The sequence below is a fragment of the Rhizobacter sp. P2_G4 genome (assembly GCF_056403575.1).
The window spans coordinates 950,072-973,422 of record NZ_JBFUFG010000001.1; the positions used below are offsets into that span (position 1 = coordinate 950,072).

Sequence of the window (23,351 nt, forward strand, 5' to 3'; positions counted from 1 at the left end):
AAACAGATCGGTGACGCTTGGTGGCTCGGCATGGGGTCAGCCGCCTTCCACGAGGTATTCGATGGGCACGACGAAGCGGTGAAAGCTCTGGCCGGTGAACGCGTCGGCCGGAAAGGCCGGGTAACGCCCGTTGCGCACGGTGCGCAGCGCTTCGTTGTCGAGAATCAGTGAGCCCGAGCCCGCGTGGACGCCGACCCCGAGCACCTGGCCTGCGCGATCGAGCTCGATCCATACCTTGACCGTGCCCTGCGGTTTCAGCTGCCGTGCTTCGCGGCTGTTGGGGTAGCGCTTGATGCCGTTGAGGTAGCCGCGCAGTTCGCCGAGGTAGCCATCGTCGACGTTGCGTGACGGCGCTGGGGGTGGCGGCGGAGCGGGCGCCGGTGGCGCGGGTGCGGCCACGGGAGGCGGCGGGGCCGGTGTGGCGACAGGCGGCGGCGCGGGTGCGGGCGGTGCAGCCGGTGCGGGTTCTGCCGGTGCGACCGGGCTCGGCGCCGCAGTCGGTCGCGGCACGGGCGGCGCAGGGGCGGGTGGTGCCGGCGGCGGTGGGGTCTGCGGAAGGGGCGGTGGGGGCGGAGGAGGTGGCGGTGCCGGCGGCTCGGGAGGCAGATCCTCCATGGCCACCGCCATCTCCTGCATGGGCGGAGGCGGTGCTACGTGATTCGGCAATGCGCGCCACGCCGCCCACATGAAGGCGATCAAGACCACGGTGGTTCCCGCCGCGGCCGGGTCGCGGCGGCGATACAGCCAGTCGATCACTATTCCACCCGCTTGGTTGCGAACGTGATCGACTCGATGCCTTGCTTGCGCAGCGCATCCATGACTTCGACCACCGCTTGCCACTTCACGGACTGGTCAGCGTTGACGATGAAACGTTTGCGCGGGTCTTTTTGATGCGCCGCTTTGACGCGGCTGCCCAGCTCCCGCGCCGGCACGTCCTGCCCGTCAACCACCACGCGACCATCGGCCGCGAGCGAGACGACGATCGGCTGCTGGTCCGACACGGCGCGCTGCGCGGTGGAACTGTCGGGCAGCGCCGTCTTGAGGCCGAACGCGGGGATCACGTTCAGGCTGATCAGCACGAAGAAGATCAGCAAGAACATCATCACGTCGATCATCGGAATGATCTCGATGCGAGCTTTGCGCGGCGGGGTGTCGTCAAAGTGAAGCATGGCAATCGGCGTTGGGTTCAGCGGGTACGCAAACGTTTTCGTGTCAAGGCAGCAAGCGGGCCAGGAAATAGGCACCGAGGCGGTGTGGCCTGCCTTTGTGAATGCCAATGCAAGGAGCTTGCCAATACGTCATGACACGGTCATGACGAGTGCGCGAATGAGCGCTACGCCCGGTGCAGGCCGCTCTCGCGAGGAAGTGATTGCACTTGGAGATGCTCGTCAGCAGCGCGCGTACGCGGACCTCAGCGACGGTTGCGCTGAATCTGATTCGCGGGAGTGCGTCCCGCCCCAAAACCGCCCGAACGGGCGCCGCGTATGTACGTTGTTAGCGCACGAAGCAGTGGCGGAACTCCGACAGCAGTCGCGGTGCATCGACAGCGACGCAGACCGATTGCTCGGGGATGCCGTCCCAGTCGGTGGCCGGTACCTTCTGGCCCGGACGAAGCTGGATGGTCTGGCCCGACGCGATGCCTTCGGTGGCCACGCGTACCGGTCCCGGGCGCAAGGTGAAGGGGCTCGGGTCGAGCGCGCAGGCAACTGCGCTGGCGTCGTGCGAGTAGATGCCGCCGCCAGTGCGCGCGTTGTAGAAACTTTCGTAGCAGCGCGTGATGTCCCAGATGAACTGGCCTTCTTGCCCACCGTCGCGGCCCAGTGCGGCGAGGTAGTCGGTGCTCATCAGCACCTCGTGGGTGACGTCGAGCCCGACGAGGGTGACCGGCCAGCGGGCCGTGAACACGAGGTCGGCCGCATGCGGGTCGTTGGCGATGTTCGCCTCGGCCACCGGCGACACGTTGCCGCTGTGCCCGTTCATGCCGAAGGCGCCGCCCATCACGACGACCTTCTTGACGTGCTCGACCAGCTGCGGGTCTTGCTGCAAGGCCAGCCCCAGATTGGTCAGCGGGCCGACCGCGACCAGCACCAGCTCGCCCGAGTGCTCGCGCGCCATGCGGCTGATGAACTCGGGAGCAGCCAGTTTGTCGGCCTGCTGCAGCTGCGCCGGTGCCATGCCGACATTGCCCATGCCATCGCGGCCATGGATCAGCTCGGGGAAGCCGCGCGGCGGCAGCGCCAAAGCCTGTGCGGCGCCGCGTGCGACCGGCACGTCGATGTCGAAGCGCTCGCACAAGGCGAGTGCGTTGGCGGTGGTGATGTCGATCGGCGCGTTGCCGAACACGGTGGTGATGCCGAGCAGCTGCGCACGCGGATCGCGGGCCAGCATCAGCAAGGCCATCGCGTCATCGATACCCGGGTCGGTGTCAAACAGGATCTTCATGGAAAGGTGCCTTGTGCAGAAATGAGATCGGCCCATTGCGCCAACACCTGTTCGCGCGTGGGCATGGCCGATTGAGCGCCGCGGTGCGTGACGGCGAGTGCGGCGGCGGCCTGGCCCCAGCGCAGTGCCTCGGGTGCGGGCAGGCCGCGCGCCAGGGTGGCGGCGAGCGCGCCGACGAAGGTGTCGCCGGCGCCGGTGCTGTCGACCGCCTGCACCTTGGGGGCGCGGTAGTGAACGGTGCCCTCGTCACTCGCGTGCACGAGGCCGGCGGCGCCGAGCGTCACCACGACGTGGCGCGGTCCGAGGGTGCGCAGTGCGAGCGCCGCGGCGTGAGCCTCGGCGACGTCTGTCACCGGTTGCGCAAGCAGGCTGCGGGCTTCGCTTTCGTTGACGACGAGCCAGTCGACGCAGGCCAGTTGCTCAGCCGTCAACTCGGCCGCGGGCGCGGCATTGAGCATCGTGGTGACACCGGCGCGGTGCGCCAGCGAGAGGGCGTGCATCACCGTGGGCAGCGGCGTCTCGAGTTGCAGCACCAGCATGCGTGCCGACGAGAACAAGACGGTCCAGGCATCCACATGCTGTGGCGCCAAGCCGTGGTTGGCGCCCGGCACAACGACGATGGTGTTCTCGCCGCCATGCGCCACGACGATCGACGCGACACCGGTTGGCAATGCGCCGTCTTCGCTGACGGCGGCGAATCCGATGCCTTCGCGCTTCAGCGCAACACGCATCCGCTCGCCATGGGCGTCGCGTCCCACGCGGCCGATCATCGCCACGCGCGCGCCCATGCGGCGGGCCGCGACGGCCTGGTTGGCACCCTTGCCGCCTTCATCGGTGGCGAAGTCGTTGCCGATCAAGGTCTCGCCGGGGGCGGGCAAGCGTGGGGCGTGCACCACCAGGTCGACGTTGAGGCTGCCGAGCACCACCACATCGCAGGGTTCAAAGTCTGTTTTCATGAATCTCGGGTCACGGCGCCACGAGGCGGTCGATCAATACGGGGGTGAGGGACGGTTCGGTATCACTCATGTCGATCAGGTGAAGCAATCGTTTGCCCGCGGCCTCAGCGCCAGCGGGATCGGCGGCATGCACTGTCGCCAGAAGTGCGCCGGCCTCGATGCGCTGGCCGATCGAGACGATGTTGCTCAGGCCCACGCGCGGGTCCACCGCATCGCTGGCCCGGCGGCGGCCCCCCCCGAGCTCGACTACCAGCAGGCCGATCTCGCGCGTGGCCATGCCGCGCACCCAGCCACTGCGGGCTGCTCGCACCGCCAACTGCACGGGTGCTGCGGGCAGATGGGTGTTGGCGCGTTCGACGAAATCCGACGGTCCACCCAGTGCCGCGACCATGCGAGCAAAGCGCTCCAGGGCACTGCCATCGGCGAGCACCGTGTCGACACGCGCAAGCGCGTCGTCGATGCGATCCGCCAAGCCGCCGATCAGCAGCAACTCGGCGCTCAGCGCGCGGGTCAATTCCAGCAGGCGCGGTTCGCATGCATCGCCTTGCAGCAAGGTCAGCGCTTCGCGCACCTCCAGCGCGTTGCCTGCGCTGTGGCCCAGCACCTGGTTCATGTCGGTGATGAGGGCGCGCGTGGGCAGGCCGGCGCCTTGCGCCACCTGCACCAGCGATTGCGCGAGTGCGCGTGCGTCCTGCAAGTTAGACGCGAACGCACCGTTGCCCACCTTCACGTCCATCACCAGGCCTTGCAAACCGGCGGCGAGCTTCTTCGACAGGATGCTGGCAGTGATCAACGGGGTCGACTCCACCGTGCCCGTCACATCGCGGATCGCGTAGAGCCGTCGATCGGCAGGCGCCAGCTCGCTGGTCTGGCCGACGATGGCGCAGCCCGCCAGCTTCAAGGCATCGTGCAGGCGTGATGTGGACACGGCCGTCTGGTAGCCGGGAATGCTGTCCAGCTTGTCGAGTGTGCCGCCGGTGTGACCCAGGCCGCGGCCCGAGATCATCGGCACATAGCCGCCGCAGGCCGCCACGATGGGCGCGAGCGCGAGGCTCACCTTGTCGCCCACGCCGCCGGTGGAGTGCTTGTCGAGCACCGGGCCGGGCAAGGCTGCGCGAGCCCAGTCCAGCACCTCGCCCGAGCGTGTCATCGCATGGGTCAGCGCCACGGTCTCGGCGTCGGTCATGCCTTTCAGGAGCAGCGCCATCGCCATCGCCGCGGCTTGCGCTTCGCTCCACGACGCATCGACCAGCCCACCGACGAAGGCGTCGATCTGCGCGCGATCCAGCGCGTGGCCGTCGCGTTTGTGGCGGATGATTTCCTGCGCCAGCATCGGTCGCTCAGTAGCTGCCGGCCGCTGCGGGTTGGTTCGGCGCCTGGCCGCTCAGCAGGGCTTCGATGTCGTTCAGCAAACCGCTGGCGCCGATGCGAAAGCGCCGCGAGGTCAGAGCCTGCGGCCCCAGCGCGTCGCGGCACAGGCCGATGTAAACCGCCGCATCGGCCACGGTGCGGATGCCGCCCGAGGGCTTCAGGCCCACGCGGCCAGCTGCTTGAGCGTCGTCAGTGATGCAACCTAGCATCAGCGTCGCTGCCTTCGTGGTGGCGCTGACGGGTGTCTTGCCGGTGCTGGTCTTGAGGAAGTCGGCACCTTCCGCGAGCGCCAGCTTCGATGCACGCACGATCAGCGCGTCTTCGGCCAGCACGCCGGTCTCGAGGATCACCTTTAGCGTGAGGCCCGGGCAGGCCTTGCGCACGGCACTCAGCAATTGCGACACGGCACGGTCGTCGCCTCTCATCAACGCGGCATAAGGCAGCACCACGTCGACATCTTGGGCACCGCTTTGCAAGATCTCGCCGGTGTCACGCACCGCGCGCCCGATGTCGGTGCTGCCATCGGGGAAGTTGGCGACGGCCGCCACGCCGATGTTCGCCGGCAGCTGCCTCCGAGCAAACGCAGCGAAGCGCGGCCACACGCAGACCGCGGCCACGGGGCCATGCGGGCCCTGAGCGCGCTCGCAGAGCTTGGCCACGTCGGCCTCGGTGTCGGCATCGTTGAGGCTGGTCAGGTCCAGGCAGGCCAGCGCCAGCCGCGCGGTGGCTTGCAGATCGATAGCGTCAGCCATGAAGGGCTCCCATTGAAATCACAACGCGATTGCCGCGATCGTGTCGGCCAGCAGCGTGCTGGCCACCTTGCTGGCCGATTGCGCCGTCGACAACGTGTGCGCATGGCTCAGCGCTTCGGCCGAGAGGCCGGCGGCCATGTTGGTCAGCAGCGAAAAAGCGAGCACGCGCATGCCGGCGCGGCGGGCGAGGATGGTCTCGGGCACGGTGCTCATGCCGACCGCGTCGGCGCCCAGCGCACGGAACATGCGGATCTCGGCCGGCGTCTCGAACTGCGGGCCGACGAACCACACGTACACCCCCTCGTGCAGCGTGAGGCCACTCAGGCCGGCCACCGATTGCGCCGTCGCGCGCAGGCCGGCGTCGTAGGCATTGCTCATGTCGACGAAGCGCTCGGAGCCTCCACCTTCGCCGATCAGCGGCGAGCGCTGCGAGAGGTTGATGTGGTCGCTCAGGATCATCAGGCTGCCGGGCTGCATGTCGTCGCGCAGGCTGCCGGCGGCATTGGTCTGCACAAGCACCTCGCAGCCGAGTGCACGCAAGGTGTGCAGCGGCAGCTTCATGCCGTTCACGTCGCCGGTCTCGTACACATGCTTGCGGCCGCTCATCACGGCCACCTCGTGCGTGCCGATGCGGCCGAGCCACAGCTGGCCGGCGTGGCCCGCAATCGTGGCCTGCGGAAAACCATCGAGTTCGGAATACGGAATGCGCTGCGCCTGGTGGATGTGGTCCGTCAGCCCTGCCCAGCCCGAGCCGAGCACGACCGCGATGCGTGGCTGCGCCTGCGGTGCGAAGGCGCGCACCTGGTCGACAGCGGAAGGGGCAGTCATCATGGCTTGAGGTGGTCGGGACCGAAGCTGTCGGGCAGCAACTCGCCGAGCGTGAAGCGGGCACGCAGCTGCTGCCGGTCGGCCACCAGCACCGGCGTCTCGGGAGCGCCGAACTCGCGCAGCTTCTGTCGGCAACCCCCGCAGGGCGTGACCAGCGCGGCACCGCTGCCCACCACCACCAGCGCACGCGCACGGCCGCCGCCAGCCAGCACCATCGCGCTCAGGGCGCCGGCCTCGGCGCACACGCCTTCGGGGTAGGCTGCGTTCTCGACATTGCAGCCGGCGTGGATGCGGCCCTGCTCGTCGAGCACCGCGGCGCCAACGCGAAACTGCGAATAGGGTGCGTAGGCGCGCGTCTGCGCATCGCGCGCGGCTTGAAGCAGCTGCGCCTGCTGGGCGTCAGAGAGCAACACATTCTTGGACATGGTTTCAGCGTTCTTTGAGATAAGGCCGGCCCAGCGCCCGCGGCATGGCGGGCTTGCCGATGAAGCCAGCCAGCAGGATGACCGTCAACAGATACGGCAAGGCCTGCACGGCCTGCACAGGCACCTCGCCGATGCCGGGCAGGCTCACACCCTGCAGGCGGATGGCGGTGGCGTCGAGAAAGCCGAACAGCAGGCAGGCGAACAGCGCCGGCACCGGCCGCCAGTTGCCGAAGATCAGCGCGGCAAGTGCCATGAAACCGCGGCCGGCCGTCATGTTGGGTGCGAAGGCGGCGCTCTGCGCCAGCACCAGGTAACTGCCGGCCAGGCCGCACAGCAGGCCGTTGATCGTGAGGGCCGCATAACGCAGGCGGATCACGGACACGCCGGCCGCGTCGACCATGTGCGGGTTCTCGCCGACCGCGCGCAGCCGCAGGCCGAAGCGGGTGCGGTAGAGCGTCCACCACGCCACGCCGACCAGCAGCAGCGCTGCATAGACGAGCGCGTTGTGGCTGAGCAGCCCATCTCCGAGCGCCGGCCCGACAAAGGGAATGCCTTGCAGCGCAGCGGCCGCACCCGGCCAGATCGATTGCAGCCGCACCTGGTTGCTGAGCGGCGGCGTCTGCCCACCCTGGTGGAACCAGGCCAGGCCGAGCACCACCGTGAGCCCCAGCGCAAGGATGTTGATAGCCACGCCCGACACGACCTGGTCGCCGCGGTGGCTCACGCACGCAAAGCCGTGCAGCCACGACAACAGCACGCCCGAACCCATCGCGAACAGCAGCGCCAGGCTCGTTGAGCCGAAGGCCGCACCGCTTGCACCGGCCGCGAAGGCAGCAAACAGCATCTTGCCTTCGAGGCCGATGTCGACCACGCCCGACCGCTCGGAGAACAGGCCCGCGAGCGCGCACAGGATCAGCGGCGTGGCGACCCGCAGCGTGGAGGCGAGCAGTGCGCCGATCAGTTCGCTATCCAAGGCTGGCTCCCGGTACCTTTGCGCCTTCGGCACGGCGGTGGCCGCCGCCGAAGCGGTGCAAGGCCACGGCGACCCACGGCGCGATCACGTACGCCATCGCGCCGGAGAACAGCACTATGAAACCTTGCAGCATCACGACCATGTCGCGGCTGAACCCCGGCACGTCGAACGCCACCTCGGCGCCGCCCTGGAACAGCGCGCCGAAGAGCACGCTCGCCAGCACGATGCCGACCGGGTGGTTGCGCCCCATCACCGCGACTGCAATGCCGGTGAAGCCCGCACCGCCGACGAAGTCGAGCAGCAGCTTGCCGTTGACGCCGGCGATCTCGTTCATGCCGACCATGCCGGCCAGCGCACCCGACAGGCCCATCGCGATGATCACCTGGTGCTTCGGGTTGATGCCAGCGTAGGCCGCAGCACCTTCGCTCGACCCGACTGCGCGCAGGCGGTAACCCGCCCGGCTGTGCCACAGCATCGCGTAGACGCCAGCGGCGGCCAGCAGCGCGAGGACCAGGCTGATGTTGAGCGGCGACGACGGCCACTCGATGCCCAGCCAGGCCAGCGCTTCATGCATGCCCGGCAGGTGGGCCGCGGGGCCGAACGGTGCAGTCTCGATCGCCATGTCGCCCGCTGACTTCAGGTGGTTGACCAGCAGGTAGACCAGCAGCGTGCTGGCGAGAAAGTTGAACATGATGGTGGTGATCACCACGTGGCTGCCTCGGTAGGCCTGCAGGTAGGCCGGCACTGCGGCCCACGCCATGCCGAAGAGCGCGCCACCGATCAGCATCAGCGGCAGCAGCACTGGCGCCGGCAGCTTGTGCGAGAGCCACATCGCCACCAGCCCGGTGCCCAGCCCACCCAGCGTGGCCTGGCCTTCTGCGCCGATGTTGAAGAGCCCGCCGTGGAAGGCGACTGCCACCGCGAGCCCGGTGAAGATGAAGCTGGTCGCGTAGTACATCGTGTAGCTCAGGCCACGCGCCGAGCCAAAGGCACCCTTCAGCAGCACCGGCATCACCTCTCGCGGGCTTTGGCCGACGAGCATGACCACGATGGCCGCGGCAGCCAGCGCGATGACGAGGTTGAGCACCGGCATCAACAGCACATCGGCCCAGCGTGGCAAAGGCAAGGACGAGTTCATGCGGCCGCACCCTCGGCGATTTGTGCCTGGTTGTCAGAGGCGCTTTCGGTCATGCACATCAGCATGCCGATTCGTGCCTCATTGCATTCGGCGATGGGCAGCTCGCCGGTGATGCGCCCTTCGTTCATCACCAGCACACGGTCAGACAACGCGAGGATCTCGTCCAGCTCGCTCGACACCACCAGCAGCGCGCAGCCGGCATCGCGCAGCGCACGCAATTGCGCATGGATGAACTCGATCGCGCCGATGTCGACACCGCGTGTCGGCTGGCCGACCAGCAGCACGCGGGGCGCCTGGCCGATCTCGCGCGCCAGCACCAGCTTCTGCTGGTTGCCGCCGGAGAATTTGGCGCTGCCGAGCGAGACGTCGCGCGGGCGCACGTCGAAGCGTTCCATCAGCGCGGCCGTGGCTTCGCGCATGCGGCGGTGGAGCATCCAGCCTGCGCGGCTGTACGCGGGCAGTTCTTCATAGCCGAGCACGGCCGACTCCCAGGCGGCGAAGTCCATCACCATGGCACGCGCGTGGCGGTCTTCGGGCACGTGGGCGAGGCCGAGGTGGCGCGCCTTGCGTGGGTCCAGCCAGCGGCCGGGCTCAAAGCGTTCGTTGCCCAACTGAAGCTGGCCGGCATCCGGCGCGCGCAGGCCCGACAACAGTTCGAGCAACTCGCTCTGCCCGTTGCCTGCGACACCAGCCACGCCGACGATCTCGCCGGCGCGCAAACTGAGGTCGAGCCCGTGCAGGCGAGTCACCCTCATCGCATCGCGCAGTGCCAGCCCCTTGGCTTGCAGCACGACCTCGCCGGCCGTCGCAAGCGTGTCGCCCTGGCGGCCCATGTTGACCTTGCGCCCGACCATCGCTTCGGCCAGCTGCGCGATCGAGGCCTGGGCGATCGGGCATTCGTGCACCACGCGGCCCCCACGCATCACGGTGACCTGATCGCACAGCCGCATCACTTCCTTCAGCTTGTGAGTGATGAGGATGATGGTCGTGCCTTGCTCGCGCAGGCGGGCGAGCACGTCGAACAACTGCTCCGTCTCCTGCGGCGTGAGCACGGCCGTGGGTTCGTCGAGGATCAGGATGCGCGCGCCGCGGTACAGCGCCTTCAGGATCTCCAGCCGCTGGCGGTCGCCTACCGACAGGTCGCCGACCAGCGCATCAAGGCTCACGCGCAGGCCGGTCGAGGCCATCAGCTGGTCGAGCTTGGCGCGCACGACTGCATCGGCGCGGCGCAGCAGCACGTGCGGTTCGGCGCCGAGCATCACGTTTTCGATGGCGCTCAAGGTGTCGACCAGCATGAAGTGCTGGTGCACCATGCCGAGGCCCAGTGCGATCGCCTCGTGGGCATTGCGGATGCGCGCCGGCTGGCCGAAGACCTCGATGCTGCCGCTGTCGGCGCCATAGAAGCCGTACAGCACCGACATCAGCGTGCTCTTGCCTGCGCCGTTCTCGCCGACAAGGCCGTGCACTGTGCCCGACAGCACGCGCAGGTTCACGTCGGCATTGGCCAGCACCGCGCCGAAGCGCTTGTTGATGCCGGCCATGCGCACGGCCACGGGGGCGGACGAATCGGTCGTGGGGGTCATTGCGTTCACAACATCAGCATGCGCTCAGAAAGCGCGCCGCGGCCCGGTGGATTCACGCAGGAACAACTGCGTGGGGAGCACCACTTCGCGGGTCTCTTCGGGACCGTCGGCGATGCGGTCGATCAACACCTTGGCGGCCGTCTCGCCGAGTGCGCGGATCGGGTGGCCGACGGTGGTGAGGGCTGGGTACACGTAGCTGCCGAGGTCGATGCCGTCGAAGCCGATCACCGACAGCGCATACGGCACCGCCACGCCCATCTCGGCGGCGGCGCGTATTGCACCGATGGCCAGCAAATCATTGCTCGCGAAGACGGCGGTGATGCCGCCTTGCGTGAGCAGCTTGCGCGTCAGCTCGTGGCCGACGGCGGCACTGAAGTCGCCTTCCAGCAGCCAGCCTTCTTGGATGGGAACCTGTGCTTCCTCCATCGCCTGGCGCCAACCCGCGACGCGTGCACGGCTGACCGCGAATTGAGACGGGCCCGAAAGGCACGCGATGGACCGGTGGCCGAGCGACAGCAGGTGCGACACCGCCATGTGTGCGCCGCCCTGGTGATCCACGCGCACCAGATCGGCGGTCGATAGCCCCGGGATGCCGCGGTCGACAACGACCGTCGGCACGCGAGCCGACTCGAGGCGCTTCGCCAGGGCCTCGGCTTCGCCGGCCGCGGCCGCGAGCAACAGGCCGTCGACACGGCGTTCGAGCAGGGTCTGCAGATAGCGCGCCTGGCGCTCGGGGTCGTCGTCGGAGTTGCAGAGGAAGACAGAGTAGTCCGTCTGGCGGCAGCAGTCTTCGATGCCGCGCGTGAGCTCGGCGAAGAAGGGGTTGATGATGTTGGGCACCAGCACACCAATGATGCTGGTCTCGCTCATCTTGAGCGAGCGCGCCACCGCGCTCGGCGAGTACCCCATCTCGGCGATGGCCTGCTCGACGCGCTGGCGCGCCGAATCGCTGACCCGGCGGGTGCCGTTCAGCACGTGCGACACCGTGGTGAAAGACACCCCGGCGCGCGCGGCGACGTGCTTTATGGTGCTCAAAACGAGTTCTTCTTAGCGAACGCGACGGGAAAGCGAGCCTATTCTCAGAACTTGCAAGCGTTGTCCGTCATGTAGTCGACGACCTTGATCTTGCCGGCGACGATGTCGGCCTTGGCGGCGTCGACCTTCTTCTTCATCTCGGGCGTGATCAGCTTGGCGTTGTGCTCGTCGAGTGAGTAATCAACGCCGCCTTCCTTCAGGCCGAGCACCGTGACGCCGGGTTTCACGCCGCTGGCGATCTGGTAGACGGCGAGATCGATGCGCTTGACCATCGAGGTCAGCATGGTGCCGGGTTGCAGGTAGTCCTGGTTGCTGTCCACGCCGATGGCCAGCTTGCCGGCGTCCTTGGCGGCCTGGTACACGCCGATGCCGGTGCCGCCAGCCGCGGCGAAGATCACGTCGGCGCCTTTTCCGAACTGGGCCTTCGCCAGCTCACCGCCGCGCGCCGGGTCGGACCAGGCCGTGTGGGTGGTGCCCGTCATGTTCGAAAACACCTCAGTCTTCGGGTTGGCGTACTTCGCGCCTTGCTCGTAGCCGCAACGGAATTTGCGGATCAGCGGGATGTCCATGCCGCCGACGAAGCCGACCTTGTTCGTCTTGCTTGCCTGCGCGGCCAGCACGCCCACCAGGAAGCTGCCTTCCTGCTCCTTGAAGAGCACCGATTGCACGTTGGGCAGTTGCACCACCATGTCGATGATCGCGAACTGCAGCTTCGGGAATTCCTTGGCCACCTTTTCGATCGCCGCGGCCTGGTTGAAGCCGACGCCGATGATGGGGTTGGCACCGCGCTCGGCCATGCGGCGCAGGGCTTGTTCGCGCTGGCCTTCGTTGGCGATCTCGAACTCGAGGTAGCCCTTGCCGGTGTCTTTCTTCCACTTCTCGAGGCCCTGGTAGGCCGCCTCGTTGAACGACTTGTCGAACTTGCCGCCCATGTCGTAGACCACGGCAGGATCGGCCAGTGCCGACAGGCTGAGGCTTAGGGTGGTGGCCAGCAATCCGAATCGCAAGAAGATGTTCATGGTTTTTGCGTCAACGAGTTGGGAGGAGGACGTGAAGATGCAATGATGCATCCAAACGATGCGCAAACGTTTGCCGTTGACACGATAAGCAGGAATTGGGCCCAAGACCGCGTTTACGAGACGCCTTACCGAATCAATGAGAGCTGGCGCATTTCCTGCGCGGTCTTGGCCGAGACTGTGCGCACTGCCGGTCACCCAGAAAGAAGCCGCCTTGACCACCACGACCTTGCCTCCTACCGATTCACCGCAGTGGACTGCGCTGCCGAAAGTCTTGCTGCACGAGCACCTTGATGGGGGTCTGCGCCCGCAAACGCTGCTCGAGCTGTGCCAGGCCCGCGGGCTCAGCGTGCCGGCAGGCGACGCCCCAGCCCTGGCCGCGTGGATGCATGCAAACGCCGACTCGGGCAGCCTCGTGCGCTATCTGCTCGGCTTCTCGCTCACCGTCGCAGCAATGGCCTCGGCCGAAGCCTGCGAGCGCGTGGCCTTCGAGGCGGCCGAAGATGCGCGGCTCGACGGCTGCGTGCTGGCCGAGTTCCGCATGGCGCCGTTGCTGCTGGAGGCGCACGGCCTGTCGGGCGAGGCCGTGGTCGAGGCCTTGGTCAGCGGCCTGCGCCGAAGCGCCTTGCCCAGCGGGCTCATCGTCTGCGCGATGCGCACTGATTCGCCCGACGAGACGCTGCGCGCCGCCGACCTTGCCGCACGCTACGCCGGCCAGGGCGTCATCGGCTTCGACCTGGCGGGCGCCGAGCACGGCTTCCCGCCGACACCGCATACCAAGGCCTTTACACGGGCGCGCGACGCCGGTCTCGGGCTCACCTGCCACGCGGGCGAAGCCGATGTGGGCCCGCGCGTGCTGGAGGCTGCCACGCTGGGCGTGCGCCGCATCGGACACGGCGTCAACATCATGCGCGGCGACAGCGCCGAGCAGACGGCCCACTGGGTCGTGCAAGCCAAAGCGCTCGGCCTGCACTTCGAAGTCTGCCCCAGCAGCAATGTGCACACCGGCGCGGCGGCTTCGATTGCCTCGCACCCGATCGGCGCAATGGTCGCAGCCGGGTTGTCGGTCTCTTGTTCCACCGACAACCGGTTGATGTCGGGCGTGACCTTGAGCCACGAGTTGCAGGTACTGCACGACGAACTGGCCCTGAGCCACATGCAGCTGGGCCAGATGATGCGCAACGCGGCCCGCGCGTCCTTCCTGCCCGCGTCGGCGCGCGAGGCCGCCTTGCAAGCCATGCAGCGCTGGGACGAAGTGGCCGCCGGCTGAGCGGCTCTCGCCGTTCGCGCTGTGGATTCACCCGCGCGGCACACCGGTTGCCTGGAAACCTAGGCCAGCGTGTCGCGTTCCAGACGGTCGCCCGCTTCGGCCAGTTTTGCCGCAAGACCTTCATTTGGGAGGTAAGGGCGGCGCTGTCTGTCCACCCCACCAGGAGATACCAATGAAGAACTTCACTCGACTCTCATTCATCGCTGTCATTGCCGCTGCCTTGCTCGGGGCCGGTTGCAACAAACGCGACGACGCCGGAACCCCGGCCGCTGGAGGCGGTACCGCGGGCACGACGACAGCGCCGATGTCATCGGCTTCTGCCGCGAGCCGCTAACTTTTGATGTTCTGGAACGCCTACGCACCGTGGTTGCCGGTGCTGGGCGTGGCCGCCGTCGCGGCCTTGCTTGCGCTCGTGGTGCAGCGGGTCGGTCGACGGGTGGTCTTTCGGCTGGCTCGCTTTTCGCCGCTGCTCGATTCAGTGGTGCACGAAAGCGATCGCGCAGCCGGTTTTGTGTTTCCTCTGGCCGCTCTGCAGGCCGTGTGGCAAGGCGCACCCAGTGACCTGCCGTCCATCGAGGGTGTGCACCACGTCACCGGCCTGCTGCTGATCGCCGCCATCACGTGGCTGGCGATGTCCGCGCTGCGTGGCGTTGCCGAGGGTGTGATCAAGCTGCACCCGGTCGAAGCGACCGACAACCTGCAAGCGCGTCGCATCCACACGCAGACGCGCGTGCTGTCGCGCATCGCGATGGGCGCTGCGCTGGTGGCCGGAGTCGCGTTCGCCTTGATGACCTTTCCTGGCGCGCGCCAGCTGGGCGCGAGCCTGCTGGCTTCTGCGGGCGTGGCCGGTCTGGTAGCGGGCATTGCCGCACGATCGGTTTTCGGCAATCTGATCGCGGGTTTGCAAATCGCGCTGTCGCAGCCGTTTCGCATCGACGATGTGTTGATCATCGAAGGCGAGTGGGGCCGCGTCGAAGAGATCACCGGCACCTACGTCGTGCTGCGCATCTGGGACGAGCGGCGGCTGATCATCCCGCTGCAGTGGTTCGTCGAGCACCCGTTTCAGAACTGGACGCGCAGCAGCGCCGAGCTGCTGGGTACCGTGTTTCTCTCGGTCGACTACTCATTGCCGCTCGAACCGTTGCGCCAGGAAGCCAGGCGCGTGTGCGAGGCCTCGCCCGATTGGGACAAACGTGTGTGTCTGGTGCAAGTGACCGATGCCACCGAGCGCAGCATGCAGCTGCGCGTGCTGGTGAGTTCGGCTTCTTCCGGCCAGAACTTCGACCTGCGCTGTGCGGTGCGCGAGGCGCTGATCGCCTTCATCCAGCGTGAGCACCCGGCCTCGCTGCCTCGCTTGCGTGCCGATCTGAACGCAGCGGACAAGCCGTTGCCGGTCCCTGCGGTAGCCTGAGGGCGTGCCTGCCCCCGCCCGCATCAAGAAACCCCTCGACGCCTGGTTTGCTGCGCGCGGCTGGAAGCCGTTCACGTTTCAACGCGAAGTGTGGAAGGCGATCGGCGAAGGCCGGTCGGGCCTGCTGCACGCCACCACGGGAGCCGGCAAGACTTACGCGGTGTGGCTCGGTGCCTTGATGGCGTACGCAGGTGGGGCAACCAAGAAGCCGCCGCCGCTTACCGTGCTGTGGATCACGCCAATGCGCGCGCTCGCGGCCGACACGCTGCGGGCCTTGCAGCAGCCGCTGGACGCGCTGTCGGCCGAGGGCCTCATCGCATGGACTGCCGGCGCACGCAGCGGCGACACGTCCTCGGGCGAGCGTGCCGCGCAGAACCACCGGTTGCCGACGGTGCTCGTCACCACGCCCGAAAGCCTGTCCGTGCTGCTGTCGCGCGCCGATGCGAAAGACGTGCTGGGCAGCGTGCGCATGGTCGTCGTCGACGAATGGCACGAGCTGCTGGGCAACAAGCGTGGCGTGCAGGTGCAGCTGGCGCTGGCGCGGCTGCGGCGCTGGAGCGCCGGCCTGTGCGTGTGGGGCATGTCGGCCACGCTCGGCAACCTGGCCGAGGCAATGCGTACCTTGCTCGGCGACGCCGCCGGAACGCTGGTGCAAGGGCAGGTGGCCAAGACGCTGGTGATCGATTCACTCTTGCCGGGCCGGGCAGAGCGCTTCCCGTGGGCCGGGCACCTCGGGCTCACGATGCTGCCGCAGGTGATCGACGAGATCGCGAGCAGCAGCACCGCGCTGGTCTTCACCAACACGCGTTCGCAGTCGGAAATCTGGTACCAGGCCTTGCTCGAGGCGCGGCCCGAGTGGGCGGGGACGATAGCCTTGCACCACGGCTCGCTCGACCGCGCGGTGCGGGAGTGGGTTGAGTTGGCGTTGAAGAACGGCGAGTTGCGCGCGGTCGTCTGCACGTCGAGCCTCGACTTGGGCGTCGACTTCCTGCCGGTCGAGCGCGTGCTGCAGATCGGGTCGCCAAAAGGCGTAGCGCGGCTGCTGCAGCGCGCCGGCCGATCGGGCCACGCACCAGGCCGGCCGTCGCGCATCACGCTCGTCCCCACGCACAGCATCGAGATGGTGGAAGGGGCTGCTGCGCGTGCGGCCGTCGCCGCAGGCCACATCGAGTCGCGCGAGTCACCGGAGCAACCGCTCGATGTGCTGGTGCAGCACCTGGTCACCGTCGCGCTGGGTGGCGGCTTCGTGCCCGACGAGTTGTACGACGAAGTGCGCAGCACCGCGGCCTACGCGCGCCTGTCGCGCGAAAGCTGGGACTGGTGTCTCGCCTTCGTGCGCCAGGGCGGGCCCTCGCTCGCGGCCTACCCCGATTACCAGCGCGCGGTGCCTGATGATGACGGCGTATGGCGCGTGCCCGATGCGCGCTTGGCGAGTAGGCACCGGGCGAACATCGGCACCATCGTCAGCGACGCCAGCATGTCGGTGCAGTTCCTGGCCGGCGCGCGCATCGGCAGCGTCGAAGAAAGCTTCGCCGCGCGGCTCAAGCCCGGCGACTGCTTTTTGTTCGGCGGGCGATTGCTCGAACTCGTGCGCATCCACGACATGACGGCCTGGGTGCGGCGTGCGAGCGGCAAGCGCGCCGCGGTGCCACGCTGGAACGGCGGGCGCATGCCGCTGTCGACCACGCTGGCCGACGCTGTGGTGCAGCAGCTTGCGCTGGCCGGCGAAGGCCGCTACGACAGCCCCGAGCTGCAATGCGTGCGGCCGCTGCTCGAGATCCAGCAGCAGTGGTCGGCGTTGCCGACGCCGCAGACGCTGCTCGCCGAGCTGCTCACCACGCGCGAAGGCTCGCACCTGTTCCTGTATCCATTCGCGGGCCGGCACGTGCACATCGGCCTGGCGAACCTCATCGCCTGGCGCGTGGCCCAGCACCAGCCGCGCACCTTCTCGATGGCGGTCAACGACTACGGCTTCGAGCTGTTGAGCGCGACCGAAGTCGACTGGCCGACGCTGCTGCCGCAGGTGCTGATGGTGAACGATGACGCGCAGGCCCTGCTGCACGAGGTGCTGGCGAGCCTGAATGCCGGTGAGCTGGCGCAGCGGCGTTTTCGCGAGATCGCGCGTGTCTCGGGGCTCATCTTCCAGGGCTACCCTGGTGAGAAGCGCAGCAACAAGCAGCTGCAGGCCTCGTCGTCGTTGTTCTGGGAGGTTTTCCGCAAATACGACCCCGCCAACCGCCTGCTGCAACAGGCCGAGCACGAGCTGTTGGCGCAAGAACTCGAGATCGGCCGCTTGCGGGCCAGCCTCACCCGCATGGGGTCGCAGCAGTGGGTGGTTAAGAGCTTGGCGAGGCCGACGCCGTTTGCCTTCCCGCTGATGGTCGAGCGCTTTCGCGAGCAGCTGTCGAACGAAAGCGTGGCCGACCGCATCGCGCGGATGGTCGAGCAGCTCGAGAAGGCCGCGGGCGGCGTGCCGATGGCGGGTGGTGTCGAGCAGGTGAGAAGCACGTTGGCGTTCGGTGCGGCTGCCGCACCTGCGAATGCAGCCGCGGAGCGGAAACCGCGGCGAAGATCGGCCCGACGATGACGAAGCCGTCCTCCCATCCATTGGTCTTGGCCTGCGCCGGCGAAACGCTGTGGCTGTTGCCCGAGCGTGCGCTCTGGTGGCCTGCGCGGCGCGTGCTGTTCGTCGCCGATCTGCACCTCGGCAAGGCCGCTGCGTACCGCGCGTTGGGCCAGCCTGTCCCGGCCGGCACCACGCGCGAGAACCTCGATCGGCTGAGCGCCTTGCTGCGCCACTACACGCCGGCCGAGCTCGTGTTCCTGGGCGACTTCCTGCACGCCGCCGAGGCGCGCACGGCCTCGGTGCTGAGTGCGCTGGCGCAGTGGCGCCAAAGCTATGTCGACCTGCACTGCACGCTTGTCCGTGGCAACCACGACCGGCGGGCTGGCGACCCACCCGCATCGCTCGGCATCGCGATCGTGAACGAACCTTGGTTGATCGGGCCGTTCGCCGCGTGCCATCACCCGCAGGCCCATGCGACGCACCACGTGATCGCCGGGCATGTGCACCCGGTCGTGAAGCTGCAAGGCCGTGGCCGCGAGCACCTGCGCCTGCCGTGTTTCGTGCTGAATGCGCAGAAGCTGGTGTTGCCGGCGTTCGGTGAATTCACCGGCGGCTGGATCGTCGAGACAGAAGCCGGCTTGCAAGTCTTTCCCGCGGGCGGCGATGCTGTCTGGCGCGTGCCGGGTGCCTGAAAGGTGGGGTGGTCGGTCGAGAAATGCCGGATGCTGAGTCGATCCGGCGAGGACCTGTGTTGACTGGTGCGCCCGGCTGGGATCGAACCAGCAACCCCTGCCTTCGGAGGGCAGTACTCTATCCATTGAGCTACGGACGCGCAGGGCGGCGATTCTATCAGCGCCCTTCGCCGAGGCCTCCGCTGCCAGGGGAGCCCGCTTATAATTCCGCGGTTTTGCGCTACACCCAGCGGTCCCAGCAACCGAGGATTTCATGAGCGACCCCCACCACAGCAGTTCCGAACACGACGACGCCGCCCACGAAGGGCCGGTGAAAACGGTCAAGCAGCTCATCGCTGCGGTGATCTTTGCGTTCGTCATTCCCATTGCTGTCATCGTGCTGCTGGTGAGCCATGTCGGCTCCAGCCCGAAGCCGGCTGCCGGCAGCGATGGCATGTCGCCCGAAGCCACTGCCAAGCGCATCCAGCCCGTCGCCACCGTTGAAGTGAAAGACCTCAACGACGCGGCCTCCATGAAGACCGGCGACCAGGTGTTCGCCGCCCAATGCAGCGCGTGCCACACAGCAGGTGTGGCTGGTGCTCCCAAGTTCGGTGACACCGCCGCCTGGGCTCCGCGCATTGGCCAAGGCTATGAAACGCTGCTGACGCACGCCCTCAAGGGCAAGGGCGCGATGGGCCCGCAAGGCGGCGGCGATTTCAGCGATTTCGAGATCGGCCGTGCGGTGGTCTACATGGCCAACAAGGGCGGCGCGAAGTTCGACGAACCGAAGATGCCAGCCGCTGGCGCCGCTGCTGCCGATGCCGCGCCTGCGGCCACACCGCCGGCCGCCACCGTGGCCGCCGCGTCAACACCGGCAACGGCGGCTCCTGCTGTTGCGCCGGCTCCCGCTCCTGCCACCACTCCCGCGCCCGCCAAGGCTGCTGATGCCGGCGCACCTCCCGCGTTGTATGCGCAGTCTTGCCAGGTGTGCCATGCGCAGGGCCTGGCGGGTGCGCCGAAATTTGGCGACAAGGCGGCCTGGGCACCCCGCATCGCACAGGGCATCGACACCCTGACCGCGCATGTGATCTCCGGAAAGGGCGCCATGCCGCCGCGCGGGGGTTCGGCTGGGTCGGATGCCGACATCAAGGCGACCGTGACGTACATGGTCGGCGCTGCCAAGTAAGCGGCGACAGCGCCTCGATCAAAAGCCGGCCTGTGGGCCGGCTTTTTCATGTCCGTTTTCTTTTGCATCTGAACCGAAGCTTGCTGCGTACAGGGCTACAGCGACTTTCAACGAGCTCGCTCAACCCTCAAACAACCGTTAGGAGATGCCATGAAGAACACCTTGCTGCTCGCCAGCCTGACCCTGCTCGCCTCGGCCTGTGCCACCGCCCCGGCGCCGATGATGGTCGACAACATGACCCTGCCGGAATCGGTGCGCGCACCGGCCGGCACCTCCCAGAAGATGTGGACCGTGGGCCGCGGCGAGCTCACCTACGAGTGCCGTGAGAAGAAGGACGTGGCCGGCCAGTTCGAGTGGGGCGTCGTCGGCCCGGTCGCCACGCTGTACGGCGCCGACCAGAAGGTCGTCGGCAAGTACTACGCCGGCCCGACCTGGGAGTCGGCCGACGGCTCCAAGGTCACGGGCAAGCAGGTGGCCACGGCGCCGGGCGGCATGGGCAACATCCCGCTGCAGCTGGTGAAGGCCGAGCCGGCAATGGGCAGCGGTGCGATGCAAGGCGTGGCCTATGTGCAGCGGCTCAACACGCGCGGTGGCGTCGCGCCCAGCGAGCCTTGTGGCATGGCGATGAAGGGTCAGCGCCAGCAGGTGAGCTACGCGGCCGACTACGTGTTCTACGGCATGTGAACCGGCTTCTTCGGCTCCGCCTGGGCTTGCGGGCTCAGGCAATGGCCGAAGCGTTGCGGCAGGTCGGCGCCGCGCAGGTCGGCCACGGTCCAGTGGCCTTGCTCGATCGCGTCGGCGGCCGTCTCCATGTCGAGCGTGTGCACGACACCCAGGCCGATGTCAGTGGCGATGAAGAGCCGCCCGGTCTCGTCGACGATGGCGGAGTCGAAGCGCGCTTCACGGCCGGTGTGTGAGCGCAGCTGGGGCACCGAGCCGGCCACGGCCTCCAGGCGCCAGACCCAGGGCGCCGCTTCGAGCTCCACGTACACCCGCTGCGGGCCGTTCTGGAAGTACCAGCAGCCGCGCTCGTCGTGGTCGTAGTTGCGCTCGATGAACTCGCGCAGCTTGTCGTGGTTGATGCGGCTGCCCTTGATGCGAGGGAAGGGCCCCGCGGCCTGGATGCGGTCGTCGCGCATGTACCAGTCACCGCGTGCGTCGAGTGCCAGCCAGCCGTAGCAGGCCGGCACGTTGGGCCACTTCTTCAGCGCGGCCTTGACCATCTCATCCATCGCGTTCTCCTGATCGCTGAGTCGGCCGAGCTACTCCTCGTCGGCGGCACTGTCATGCATGAGCAGACATCCAGCCCATCACCTGCTCGGGCAGCGTGAGCACGTGGCCCGGCCAGCGGCCTCGTGCAAAGCCGACGTGGCCGCCGTGCTCGGGTTGCCAGAGTGTCACGAAGGCGCCCACTTCGTGCGCACGCGGCAGGCTGGCTGCGGGCACGAAAGGGTCATTGCGGGCGTTGAGCACCAGCGCCGGCACGCGGATGCGGTGCAGGTGCGGCTTGGCTGAACCGCGTTGCCAGTAGTCTTCGGTGTTGCGAAAGCCGTGCAGCGGCGCGGTGAAGATGTTGTCGAACTCGTAGAGGTCACGCGCCGACCGGAGCTTGCGGCCGTCGAACAGGCCGGGGTGCTGCGCCAGCTTGCGCAGGGCCTTGGGCACCATGGTGCGCAGGAACATGCGGGTGTAGACCTGCCGGTTGAAACCGCGGCCGATCGCGTGGCCGCCGGCCGCCAGGTCGATGGGCGAGCTGATGGCGCACACGGCGCGCACGGTCTGCGAGGCCGTCTCGCCGGCTTCTTCGGCCCAGCGCAGCAGCGCATTGCCGCCGAGCGACACGCCCACTGCCACGATGGGGCCGGCATGCTGCGTGCGCATGCGTTCGAGCACCCAGCCGATCTCTTCGTAGTCACCTGAGTGGTAGGCCCGTGGCGCAAGGTTCAATTCGCCCGAGCAGCCGCGGAAGTGCGGCACCGCGTAGCGCCAGCCGTTCTCGCGCGCCCAGTTGGCGAAGGCACGCGCGTAGTGGCTGGCCGAGGAACCTTCGAGGCCGTGGAACAGCACGAGCAGCGGGCACTGTTCGCTGTCGTCCGGCAGCATGCTGAAGTCGACGTCGATGAAGTCGCCATCGGGCGTGGTCCAGCGCTCGCGCCGATAGACCGGCGGCGGACCTTGATGGCTGCGCGAGAACAGCGCCGGCCAGATGGTTTGCAGGTTGCCGCCGACAGGGCCGTTGCCGGCGAGCCAGCGGGGCGCGTGGTAGTTCTGCATGTCAGGTTCGCCTGCTCTTCCCAAGAGGCTGACGCGCCCCCTCGGGAGGCACTGAACGAAGTGAGCGTGGGGGTGCCATGAATTCAGTGAAGAACCGAAGGCGTCTCGCCCACCTCCGGCAACTCTTGCGTCGAGCCGGGGCTGGCGTGATGGGCCACCAGGCGCCAGCCAAGGGCCGATTTCACATAGACATTGGTGGCGATGACCCAGGCCGACTGCGGGCCCTCTTCGGTCATGACCTGGATGCGCTCGACGACGCTGTGCACTGCGCTGTCGTGCGTGACCACGCGTCGCACCTTCTCGGGACGGGCGTCGATCACGCCGTTGGCGAACATGGCGTCGAAGGCCGCCCGGATGGCCGCTGGGCCCACGACCCGCGGGCCGCCCGGGTGCACGCAGCAGATCTCGTCATCGTCGGACCACACGGCCATCAGCTTCTCGATGTCACCGCGTTGCAGCGCCTCGTAGAACTGGGCTTCGGCATCGTCGGACGATGTCATCAGCGCGATGCCGGGGGGCTTGGGGCGTGCCATGGTTCGTCGGGGTTCAGTGAAAGATCACCGTCTTCTGGCCGTTCAGCAGCACGCGGTGCTCCACGTGCCAGCGCACTGCGCGTGCCAGCACCATGCATTCGACGTCGCGGCCAGCGGCGGTGAAGCCCTCGGCGCTCAGCGAGTGGTCCACGCGGGCGACATCCTGCTCGATGATGGGGCCCTCGTCGAGCTCGGCGGTCACGTAGTGGGCCGTCGCGCCGATCAGCTTCACGCCGCGGTCATGCGCCTGGAAGTAGGGCTTGGCGCCCTTGAAGCTGGGCAAGAAGCTGTGGTGGATGTTGATCGCGCGCCCCTTCAGGAAGCCGCAGAACGCGGGGCTGAGGATCTGCATGTAGCGCGCCAGCACCACCAGGTCGATCTGGTGCTCGGTGATCAGCGCCTCGATCTGCTGCTCTTGCGCGCGCTTCGCCTCAGCGCTGCTGCCCGCTGCCAGCGGCAGGTGGTGGAACGGGATGCCATAGCGCGCAGCCAGGTCGGCAAAGGTCGGGTGGTTGGACACGATGGCCGGGATGTCCACGCTCAGCTGGCCCGAATGCCAGCGGTAGAGCAGGTCGTTGAGGCAGTGCCCGTGCTGGCTCACCATCAGCAGCACGCGCGGGCGGCGGGCGCGGCTGTGGAACTGCGCGTCCATGCCGAACTGCTCGCGCACGCTGGTGAAGAGCGTGTTCAGCGTGTCGGTGTGGGCCAGGTGCGGCGGGGCCTCGAAATGCACGCGCATGAAGAACAGCCCGGTGCTGTGCACGCCGTCTTCGTCCGGCAGGTCGCCGAACTGCTGTGAGTCGACGATGTTGCAGCCCGCTTGGTACAGCAGGCCCGAGACCGCGTAGACGATGCCTTTGGCATCGCGGCACGACAGCGTGAGGACGAATTCGCGCGAGTGGGACGGGGTGGGCGGCATGG

The 23,351-nt window shown here is 67.8% G+C and carries 23 protein-coding genes and 1 tRNA gene; 6 read left to right on the forward strand and 18 right to left on the reverse strand.

Going from position 1 to position 23,351, the window contains the following annotated elements; genetic code table 11:
• Positions 1 to 36: 36 nt before the first annotated feature.
• From AC1DYS_RS04535 to AC1DYS_RS04595, 13 genes are all read right to left on the reverse strand, one after another.
• The gene (locus AC1DYS_RS04535) at positions 37 to 756 is read right to left on the reverse strand and encodes an energy transducer TonB (protein ID WP_477896464.1); all 720 of its coding nucleotides are present in this window, start codon (positions 754 to 756) and stop codon (positions 37 to 39) included.
• Positions 756 to 1,169: an ExbD/TolR family protein gene (locus AC1DYS_RS04540; RefSeq protein ID WP_047497043.1), complete on the reverse strand. Its 414-nt coding sequence runs from the start codon at positions 1,167 to 1,169 to the stop codon at positions 756 to 758. The genes AC1DYS_RS04535 and AC1DYS_RS04540 overlap by 1 nt, the downstream gene beginning before the upstream one ends.
• A gap of 325 nt (positions 1,170 to 1,494) precedes the next feature.
• Positions 1,495 to 2,442 carry a nucleoside hydrolase gene (locus AC1DYS_RS04545; protein WP_477896466.1) on the reverse strand — a complete coding sequence of 316 codons (948 nt, stop codon included), beginning with the start codon at positions 2,440 to 2,442 and terminating at the stop codon, positions 1,495 to 1,497.
• Entirely contained in the window at positions 2,439 to 3,398 is a 960-nt protein-coding gene (gene rbsK, locus AC1DYS_RS04550) for a ribokinase (protein ID WP_477896468.1), read from the reverse strand. Before rbsK ends, AC1DYS_RS04545 begins: the two co-directional genes overlap by 4 nt.
• Before the next feature lie 10 nt (positions 3,399 to 3,408).
• Positions 3,409 to 4,731 carry a thymidine phosphorylase gene (gene deoA / locus AC1DYS_RS04555; RefSeq protein ID WP_477896470.1) on the reverse strand — a complete coding sequence of 441 codons (1,323 nt, stop codon included), beginning with the start codon at positions 4,729 to 4,731 and terminating at the stop codon, positions 3,409 to 3,411.
• Positions 4,732 to 4,738: 7 nt separating this feature from the next.
• The gene (gene deoC / locus AC1DYS_RS04560) at positions 4,739 to 5,521 is read right to left on the reverse strand and encodes a deoxyribose-phosphate aldolase (protein ID WP_477896472.1); all 783 of its coding nucleotides are present in this window, start codon (positions 5,519 to 5,521) and stop codon (positions 4,739 to 4,741) included.
• Between the two features lie 18 nt (positions 5,522 to 5,539).
• Entirely contained in the window at positions 5,540 to 6,349 is an 810-nt protein-coding gene (locus AC1DYS_RS04565) for a purine-nucleoside phosphorylase (protein WP_477896474.1), read from the reverse strand.
• Positions 6,349 to 6,774: a cytidine deaminase gene (locus AC1DYS_RS04570; protein ID WP_477896476.1), complete on the reverse strand. Its 426-nt coding sequence runs from the start codon at positions 6,772 to 6,774 to the stop codon at positions 6,349 to 6,351. The genes AC1DYS_RS04565 and AC1DYS_RS04570 overlap by 1 nt, the downstream gene beginning before the upstream one ends.
• Positions 6,775 to 6,778: 4 nt before the next feature.
• Complete coding sequence (locus AC1DYS_RS04575; protein WP_477896478.1) at positions 6,779 to 7,747, reverse strand: ABC transporter permease; 969 nt, start codon at positions 7,745 to 7,747, stop codon at positions 6,779 to 6,781.
• Positions 7,740 to 8,885 (reverse strand): ABC transporter permease, encoded by a 1,146-nt coding sequence (locus AC1DYS_RS04580; protein WP_477896480.1) that lies wholly within the window; start codon positions 8,883 to 8,885, stop codon positions 7,740 to 7,742. The genes AC1DYS_RS04575 and AC1DYS_RS04580 overlap by 8 nt, the downstream gene beginning before the upstream one ends.
• Positions 8,882 to 10,468 carry an ABC transporter ATP-binding protein gene (locus AC1DYS_RS04585; RefSeq protein ID WP_477896482.1) on the reverse strand — a complete coding sequence of 529 codons (1,587 nt, stop codon included), beginning with the start codon at positions 10,466 to 10,468 and terminating at the stop codon, positions 8,882 to 8,884. The genes AC1DYS_RS04580 and AC1DYS_RS04585 overlap by 4 nt, the downstream gene beginning before the upstream one ends.
• Before the next feature lie 24 nt (positions 10,469 to 10,492).
• Positions 10,493 to 11,503: a LacI family DNA-binding transcriptional regulator gene (locus AC1DYS_RS04590; protein ID WP_477896484.1), complete on the reverse strand. Its 1,011-nt coding sequence runs from the start codon at positions 11,501 to 11,503 to the stop codon at positions 10,493 to 10,495.
• Between the two features lie 44 nt (positions 11,504 to 11,547).
• The gene (locus AC1DYS_RS04595) at positions 11,548 to 12,522 is read right to left on the reverse strand and encodes a BMP family lipoprotein (RefSeq protein WP_477896486.1); all 975 of its coding nucleotides are present in this window, start codon (positions 12,520 to 12,522) and stop codon (positions 11,548 to 11,550) included.
• A 211-nt stretch (positions 12,523 to 12,733) separates the two neighbouring features.
• On the opposite strand from AC1DYS_RS04595, the gene add reads away from it, so the two are divergent.
• The 4 genes from add (at position 12,734) to pdeM (ending at position 18,458) form a co-directional block, all read left to right on the forward strand.
• Positions 12,734 to 13,789, forward strand: a complete 1,056-nt coding sequence (add, locus tag AC1DYS_RS04600; protein ID WP_477896488.1) for an adenosine deaminase — start codon at positions 12,734 to 12,736, stop codon at positions 13,787 to 13,789.
• Between the two features lie 340 nt (positions 13,790 to 14,129).
• Positions 14,130 to 15,200 (forward strand): mechanosensitive ion channel family protein, encoded by a 1,071-nt coding sequence (locus tag AC1DYS_RS04605; RefSeq protein ID WP_477896490.1) that lies wholly within the window; start codon positions 14,130 to 14,132, stop codon positions 15,198 to 15,200.
• A 4-nt stretch (positions 15,201 to 15,204) separates the two neighbouring features.
• On the forward strand, positions 15,205 to 17,787 hold the full coding sequence (locus tag AC1DYS_RS04610) for a ligase-associated DNA damage response DEXH box helicase (RefSeq protein WP_477896492.1): 2,583 nt from the start codon (positions 15,205 to 15,207) through the stop codon (positions 17,785 to 17,787).
• On the forward strand, positions 17,784 to 18,458 hold the full coding sequence (pdeM, locus tag AC1DYS_RS04615) for a ligase-associated DNA damage response endonuclease PdeM (RefSeq protein ID WP_477896494.1): 675 nt from the start codon (positions 17,784 to 17,786) through the stop codon (positions 18,456 to 18,458). The genes AC1DYS_RS04610 and pdeM overlap by 4 nt, the downstream gene beginning before the upstream one ends.
• 64 nt (positions 18,459 to 18,522) lie before the next feature.
• Here pdeM and AC1DYS_RS04620 read toward each other — a convergent pair.
• Positions 18,523 to 18,598 (reverse strand) — tRNA-Arg (locus tag AC1DYS_RS04620).
• A 113-nt stretch (positions 18,599 to 18,711) separates the two neighbouring features.
• On the opposite strand from AC1DYS_RS04620, the gene AC1DYS_RS04625 reads away from it, so the two are divergent.
• Together AC1DYS_RS04625 and AC1DYS_RS04630 are read left to right on the forward strand one after the other, a co-directional pair.
• Positions 18,712 to 19,623 (forward strand): c-type cytochrome, encoded by a 912-nt coding sequence (locus tag AC1DYS_RS04625; protein ID WP_477896496.1) that lies wholly within the window; start codon positions 18,712 to 18,714, stop codon positions 19,621 to 19,623.
• Positions 19,624 to 19,773: 150 nt separating this feature from the next.
• Positions 19,774 to 20,307, forward strand: a complete 534-nt coding sequence (locus tag AC1DYS_RS04630; RefSeq protein WP_477896498.1) for a DUF3455 domain-containing protein — start codon at positions 19,774 to 19,776, stop codon at positions 20,305 to 20,307.
• Here AC1DYS_RS04630 and AC1DYS_RS04635 read toward each other — a convergent pair.
• The 4 genes from AC1DYS_RS04635 to purU all read right to left on the reverse strand — a co-directional run bounded on the left by AC1DYS_RS04635 (position 20,295) and on the right by purU (position 23,349).
• Positions 20,295 to 20,855, reverse strand: a complete 561-nt coding sequence (locus AC1DYS_RS04635) for a DUF2946 family protein (RefSeq protein ID WP_477896500.1) — start codon at positions 20,853 to 20,855, stop codon at positions 20,295 to 20,297. The genes AC1DYS_RS04630 and AC1DYS_RS04635 overlap by 13 nt on opposite strands.
• 52 nt (positions 20,856 to 20,907) lie before the next feature.
• Complete coding sequence (locus tag AC1DYS_RS04640) at positions 20,908 to 21,897, reverse strand: YheT family hydrolase (RefSeq protein WP_477896502.1); 990 nt, start codon at positions 21,895 to 21,897, stop codon at positions 20,908 to 20,910.
• An 83-nt stretch (positions 21,898 to 21,980) separates the two neighbouring features.
• The gene (locus AC1DYS_RS04645; protein WP_477896504.1) at positions 21,981 to 22,430 is read right to left on the reverse strand and encodes a YybH family protein; all 450 of its coding nucleotides are present in this window, start codon (positions 22,428 to 22,430) and stop codon (positions 21,981 to 21,983) included.
• 13 nt (positions 22,431 to 22,443) lie between these two features.
• Complete coding sequence (gene purU, locus AC1DYS_RS04650) at positions 22,444 to 23,349, reverse strand: formyltetrahydrofolate deformylase (RefSeq protein WP_477896506.1); 906 nt, start codon at positions 23,347 to 23,349, stop codon at positions 22,444 to 22,446.
• Positions 23,350 to 23,351: the final 2 nt, after the last annotated feature.